Source organism: Micromonospora sp. NPDC049580, assembly GCF_040675595.1.
Classification (GTDB): domain Bacteria; phylum Actinomycetota; class Actinomycetes; order Mycobacteriales; family Micromonosporaceae; genus Micromonospora.
Window position 1 is genome coordinate 1 of sequence record NZ_JBFAPG010000406.1, and the last position, 5,773, is coordinate 5,773.

The 5,773-nt window shown below is 68.9% G+C and carries 8 protein-coding genes; 6 read left to right on the plus strand and 2 right to left on the minus strand.

Annotated features, from left to right (window positions below):
- Positions 1 to 10: 10 nt before the first annotated feature.
- Entirely contained in the window at positions 11 to 370 is a 360-nt protein-coding gene (locus AB0J68_RS25325; RefSeq protein ID WP_354861180.1) for a DUF3099 domain-containing protein, read from the minus strand.
- Between the two features lie 104 nt (positions 371 to 474).
- Here AB0J68_RS25325 and AB0J68_RS25330 point away from each other — a divergent pair, with 104 nt between their 5' ends.
- Together AB0J68_RS25330 and AB0J68_RS25335 are read left to right on the plus strand one after the other, a co-directional pair.
- Entirely contained in the window at positions 475 to 762 is a 288-nt protein-coding gene (locus tag AB0J68_RS25330) for a hypothetical protein (RefSeq protein ID WP_354861181.1), read from the plus strand.
- Between the two features lie 13 nt (positions 763 to 775).
- Positions 776 to 1,087 (plus strand): hypothetical protein, encoded by a 312-nt coding sequence (locus AB0J68_RS25335; protein ID WP_354861218.1) that lies wholly within the window; start codon positions 776 to 778, stop codon positions 1,085 to 1,087.
- A gap of 3 nt (positions 1,088 to 1,090) precedes the next feature.
- Here the strand turns inward: AB0J68_RS25335 and AB0J68_RS25340 are convergent, their stop codons facing one another.
- Entirely contained in the window at positions 1,091 to 1,666 is a 576-nt protein-coding gene (locus tag AB0J68_RS25340; RefSeq protein ID WP_354861183.1) for an HhH-GPD-type base excision DNA repair protein, read from the minus strand.
- Positions 1,667 to 1,825: 159 nt separating this feature from the next.
- On the opposite strand from AB0J68_RS25340, the gene AB0J68_RS25345 reads away from it, so the two are divergent.
- From AB0J68_RS25345 to dtd, 4 genes are all read left to right on the plus strand, one after another.
- The gene (locus AB0J68_RS25345) at positions 1,826 to 2,482 is read left to right on the plus strand and encodes a DUF4433 domain-containing protein (RefSeq protein WP_354861185.1); all 657 of its coding nucleotides are present in this window, start codon (positions 1,826 to 1,828) and stop codon (positions 2,480 to 2,482) included.
- 5 nt (positions 2,483 to 2,487) lie between these two features.
- Positions 2,488 to 3,552 carry a macro domain-containing protein gene (locus AB0J68_RS25350; protein ID WP_354861186.1) on the plus strand — a complete coding sequence of 355 codons (1,065 nt, stop codon included), beginning with the start codon at positions 2,488 to 2,490 and terminating at the stop codon, positions 3,550 to 3,552.
- 230 nt (positions 3,553 to 3,782) lie between these two features.
- The gene (locus AB0J68_RS25355; RefSeq protein WP_363940662.1) at positions 3,783 to 5,267 is read left to right on the plus strand and encodes a methyltransferase; all 1,485 of its coding nucleotides are present in this window, start codon (positions 3,783 to 3,785) and stop codon (positions 5,265 to 5,267) included.
- Between the two features lie 28 nt (positions 5,268 to 5,295).
- The gene (dtd, locus tag AB0J68_RS25360; protein WP_363940663.1) at positions 5,296 to 5,718 is read left to right on the plus strand and encodes a D-aminoacyl-tRNA deacylase; all 423 of its coding nucleotides are present in this window, start codon (positions 5,296 to 5,298) and stop codon (positions 5,716 to 5,718) included.
- Positions 5,719 to 5,773 lie beyond the last annotated feature (55 nt).

A 5,773-nucleotide genomic window follows, 5' to 3' on the forward strand; every position in this document is an offset into this window, starting at 1 on the left:
CGCTCGCGGGTCAGGGCTCGACGTCGATGACCTTGTGCGGGCGCTCGTCGGCGGTGAGACTCATCGGCGGCGCCTCGTCCTGCCGCCGGGGATGGAACCGATTGGCCAGCCGGTGCTCCTCCTTCGGCGGCCGGTCGTTGGCCAGCAGCACGGCCAGCCACGGAATGAGCACCATGCCGAGGGCGCACAGCGGCAGCCAGACCCAGAGCAGTGGGGCGTTCGCGCCGACCAGGATCGCGCCCGCGATGATGCAGGCCACCCGGATGCCCATCATGAGGACGTAGCGGCGTTGACGGCTGGTGAGCTGATCATTCTGGCTGCGCGAGGCATCGGTGATCAGTATCGGCTGGTACGCCTGACGCTTCACCATGGACCTCCTCGAAGGGATTACGCCCCATCCTGTCACCACCGAAGCGTGATCAGCGAAAATTGACCCAGCCCGGTACGTGTTACGCGCGTGGTACGCTGCGCGATGTGGGCAGCAGGTTCAGCTTCACCGATGAGGCGTTGGCCAACCTGAGGGTCTACGACGTCACTCCCGGGGAAGTCTGGGAGGCGCTGCACAGCCCTCGGCGGGTCATCCGCCACCTGGGCGACGACGTGATGGTGGTCTACGCCGCCGCCCGGCGGGGCCGCCGCCTGGCGGTGCTGCTCGCCGAGGCCGACGGCACCGACAACGACTGGGACATCCTCTCCGCCCGCGAGCTGAGCGACGTCGAGTCGAAGCGCTACGACGAGGCCGTGCGGAGAGATCGCCGATGAGGAGGCCGTGACGATGCACCGTAACGACGCGACCAAGCAGTTCCACAGCGGCGACGACCGGCTCGCCGACCTGATCGACGACAGCCCGGCGGTGGACCTGCCCACCCCCGACACCGACGTGCCGATGGTGAGCCGATCGGTGCGGCTGCCGCTGGAGACCTACGAGCGGGTCCGCACCGCCGCCGACGCCCGGGGCATCGGGGTCACCACCCTGATGCGGCAGTGGATCGAGGCCGGCCTGGCCGACCTGGACGACTCCGCCACCGTCTCCCTCGCCGACGTCCGGCGGGCGCTGGCGTCGCTGGCCCACCCGACCGCCGCCTGAGCGTCAGCCCCCCGCAGCCTTCGCCGCCGCCTTCATCTGCTGCTTGTACTCCCGCACCCGGCGCAGCGAATCGGCGTCGGTGACGTCCGCCACCGACCGGTACGCGCCGGGATCGCCGTACCCACCGGCCGCCTCCCGCCAGTCCTGCGGGGTCACCCCGAACCGCTTGCCGAGCAGGGCCACGAAGATCTGCGCCTTCTGCTTGCCGAAGCCGGGCAGCCCGGCGACCCGCCGCAGCAGCTCCGGCCCGTCGGCGACGTCGGCCCAGAGCAGCGCCGCGTCACCGTCGTAGCGTTCCACGAGCACCTGGCAGACCTCCTGCACCCGGGCCGCCATCGCCTTGGGAAACCGGTGCAGCGCGGGCGGCTGGGCGAAGAGCGCGACCAGGGCTTGCGGGTCGTAGCCGGCCAGCTCCGCCGCGTCCAGGTCGTGGCCGAGGCGCTGGGCGAGCACGTACGGCGAGGAGAACGCCTTCTCCATCGGCACCTGCTGATCCAGGGTCATGCCGATGAGCAGGGCCAGCGGACTGCGCTCCAGCAGCCGGTTGGCCTCCGGATCGATGGGAAGAGACAGCGCCATGCTCTGATGATGCCGCACCCGATCGGTACTGCCGGTTGGGTAGGTAGCAATCGGAACGAGGTTCGATAGGGTCTGCGGGCTGGTGTGAACAGACGCGCAGGAGTCGAGCTGCCATGATGGCGAACCAAGTGACGGCTCGACGTGTCTGACGGGGTCAGCGTGAGAGACCGATGGATCTATCACTTCACGCACGTGGACAACATCGAAGCAATCTTCAGTTCAGGCCGGGTCGCGTGCGACATCACTGCACGCGAGGGTCTGACCCGCACCGAGGTCGGCGACCGGGCAATCAAGGAGTCTCGCCGACGACGACCAGTGCTCGCCGGGCCAGGTGGACAGGTGGGTGACTACGTCCCGTTCTACTTTGCTCCCAGATCGCCCATGATGTACCGAATCGCCTGCGATCACCGGGACAGCAAGCCGAATTGCTATCCCGGGGGCGATCGGCCGCTGGTCTACCTCTTGACTACCGTCGGATCTGCGGTCGATGGCGCATCAGGATGGGTCGGGACCGACGGCAACGCCGCCACCGCTACCACGGAGTTCACGGCCGACCTCCGGGCGCTGAACGAGATGGTCGACTGGCCGCTCATGACAGCCGAGCGATGGAACAACACCGCCGAAGACATGGACCGCCAACGCAGGCGACAGGCGGAATTCCTCGTTCATCAGGAGTTGGATACGCGGCTGATCAAGTGGGTTGGTGTTCACGATGATCATCACCGGTCGCGGGCGCTGGCGCTCCTAGCAGGGCATCCACTCACGGAGCGCGTTATCGTCAGGCCCAAGTGGTACTACGGGTACGGAAGGAGGTGAGAAGCATGATCGAAGATGGCCACGGCAACCTGCTCACCGCTGAGGTCGACGCTCTCGTCAACACGGTCAACACGGTGGGTGTAATGGGCAAGGGCATCGCTCTGCAGTTCAAACGGGCATTCCCGGCAAACTTCCGCGCCTACCGAGCTGCCTGCGCAAGGGGTGAGGTTCGCTTGGGCGAGGTCTGGACGTTCGACAACGCCATACTCGGCCACCGGCGATACATCTTGAACTTTCCAACCAAGGGACACTGGCGGGGCAGGTCGCATCTAGAGGACATCGCTGCTGGCCTCCGCTCGCTGGTAGAAGTGGTCAACGAGCGAGGTATCACTTCCGTCGCCATACCCGCCCTAGGCTGCGGCAACGGTGGTTTGCGGTGGAGCGACGTTCGTCCGTTGATTGAGCAGGCAGCCGCTCGTATGCCTAACGTACGCGTCGTGGTCTTCGCTCCGGAAGGAGCTCCAGCGCCTGCCGCCATGCCGAACGCAACGCCAGTCCCCGCCCTGACCCCCCTCCGCGCCGTACTACTGATCGCCATCGCCCGATATCTCGACCGTGCTCGGCTTCAGGAGGTTCGGGAGGGGATCAGCGAGTTGGAGATCCAGAAGCTCGCCTACTTCCTCCAGGTTCTAGGCACACCGCTGAAGTTGGCGTTCAACCGGGGAACCTACGGGCCCTACGCGCCGACCCTTGGCCACGTGCTGGACAGCCTTGAAGGCCACTACCTGTCAGGCATAGGGGACCGGTCTGCACCGGTCACTCAGTTCGCGCCGATCAACCCCCTTCCGCAGAGCGTTGAGGCAGCCGAAACTGCGCTACGAGGCGAAGATGAGATCGTCCGCCGCGTCAACGAGCTGCTTGAGCTGGTCGACAGCTTCGAAACGCCTTACAGTCTCGAACTACTCGCCACGGTGCACTTCGCCTCTATTCAGGCGCCTCCGACAGCCGAACCGGCCGAATTGGCCGATCGAGTGGCGTCTTGGAGTCTGCGCAAGGCACGCATGTTCACCGACAAGCACGTACGGGTGGCCGCAGCCCGGCTCCAGGAGCATGAGCTTCTGCCAGCCTGACAGGAACGAGTCACTTCCTATGGGCAGGGCAGGCTCTGGTCCAGGGTCATGCCGATGAGCAGGGCCAGCGGACTGCGCTCCAGCAGCCGGTTGGCCTCCGGATCGATGGGCAGCACGAGCGTCATACCTGCCATCTTGCCTGGCGCGCCGATTCGGGCGGACACCGACGCTCCGGCAGTCGTCCGGCGGGTGCTGCCGACGCGGGGCGGGGCGAAAGGCAGGATGAGGGCGTGGACGAACACGACATGCTGCTCTCCCCCGCCGGCGTCGACGCGCTGCGGACCGCGCTGACCCGAACGGGGTTCACCAGCCACGGCATCGCCGAGCGGCTGGGCGCGCAGGCCACCGCTGCGGTCTCCCGCAACGACTACCGGGCCGCGCTGCGCGCCACCGAGGACGGCGACCCGCTCGGCACCCTGATCCGGGTGTTCATCTGCGACCAGACCGAGCCGGAGGCCGCGGTGGCTGCCGCGCTGGCGCCGCTCAGCCTTGCGGAGGCGCTGGCGGGCGGGCTGGTCGAGCGGTACGGCGGCGGTCTGCGTGCCGGCGTCGACCTGGAGCCGTACGGCGACGACTGGTGGGTGCTCGCCGACGTGCCGGCCAGCGCCCGGCCGGGTCGTCCGCTGCACGCCGAGCACGTGCTGGGCATCGGCGGCGCCACCCAGACCCTGGTCGGCGCGACCGTGCGCCGGCGGGTGGGCAGCGCGCTGGACCTGGGCACCGGCTCCGGCGTCCAGGCCCTGCACCTGGCCACCCACGCCGACACGGTGACCGCCACGGACCTCTCCGAGCGGGCTCTGCGCTTCGCCGCGACCACCGCCGCTCTCAACGGCCAGGACTGGGAGCTGCTTCGAGGTGACCTGGTCGCCCCGGTGGCCGGCCGTCGCTTCGACCTGGTGGTGAGCAACCCACCGTTCGTGGTCGGTCCGGGCACCACCACGCACGTCTACCGCGACTCGGGCCGGGTGGGTGACGCGATCGCCGCCGAACTGGCCTCCGCCGCCCCCGGCCTGCTCACCGAGGGCGGCACCATGCAGTACCTGGCGAACTGGGTGCACGTCGCCGGCGAGGAGTGGGACGAGCGGGTGGCCGGCTGGTTCGCCGGCACCGGCCTGGACGCCTGGGTGATCCAGCGCGAGGTGGCCGACCCGATGGCGTACGTCGACCTGTGGCTCACCGACGTCGGCGAGGGCGCCGACCCGCAGCGGGCGGCCGTCTGGCTGGACTGGTTCGACGCGCACAAGATCGAGGCGATCGGCTTCGGCATCGTGTCTCTGCGCCAGGGTGGGCACGCCGACCCGGTGGTCCGCGTGGAGGACCTGCGTCAGCGGGTCCAGCCGCCGCTGGGCGACCAGATCGGCGCCTGGTTCGACCGCCAGGACTTCCTGCGGGTACGCGACACCGAAGCGCTGCTCGCCGAGCGCTACCGGGCCACCGACGGCCTCCAGCTGCGTCAGGAGGCCACCATGGGCGACGAGGGCTGGGCGGTGGACCGGCAGGTGCTCGCGATGCCGCACGGCCTGCGCTGGACCGAGGAGATCGACCCGCTGGTGCTGGCACTGGTCGGTGGGGCCGACGGCCGGCTGCCGCTGCGCGACCAGCTCGCCCTGCTCGCGGCGGCCCACGACGTCGAACCCGCGGAGATGGCCGAGGCCGCCGGCCCGATCGTCGCGCACCTGGTGGAGCGCGGCTTCATCGAACCGGTGACCGCGTGATCCCGGTGCTGTGCGCGGTGGCGCGCTGATGCGGGCGGTGGTGCAGACCGTCGGGCGGGCCAGCGTGACCGTCGACGGTGAGGTGGTCGGCGCGATCGAGAACGGCCTGCTGGTGCTGCTCGGAGTGACCCACACCGACAGCGCGGAGACCGCTCAGACGATGGCGCGCAAGGTGCACGAGCTGCGCATCCTGGACGGTGAACGGTCCGCCGCCGACACCGGCGCGCCGATCCTGCTGGTCAGCCAGTTCACCCTCTACGGCGACGCCCGCAAGGGCCGCCGTCCAAGCTGGACGGCGGCAGCCCCCGCCGAGGTCGCCGAACCCCTGGTGACAGCGGTGGTCGACGCCCTACGCGAACGAGGCGCCAAGGTCGAAACGGGCCGCTTCCGAGCCCACATGCTGGTGGAAAGCCTCAACATAGGCCCCCAAACCCTCCTCCTAGACCTCTAACCCCCACCCCTCTTCCCGGTGATCAAGAGGTTTGCGTCAGAATCCGGCCCCAAGG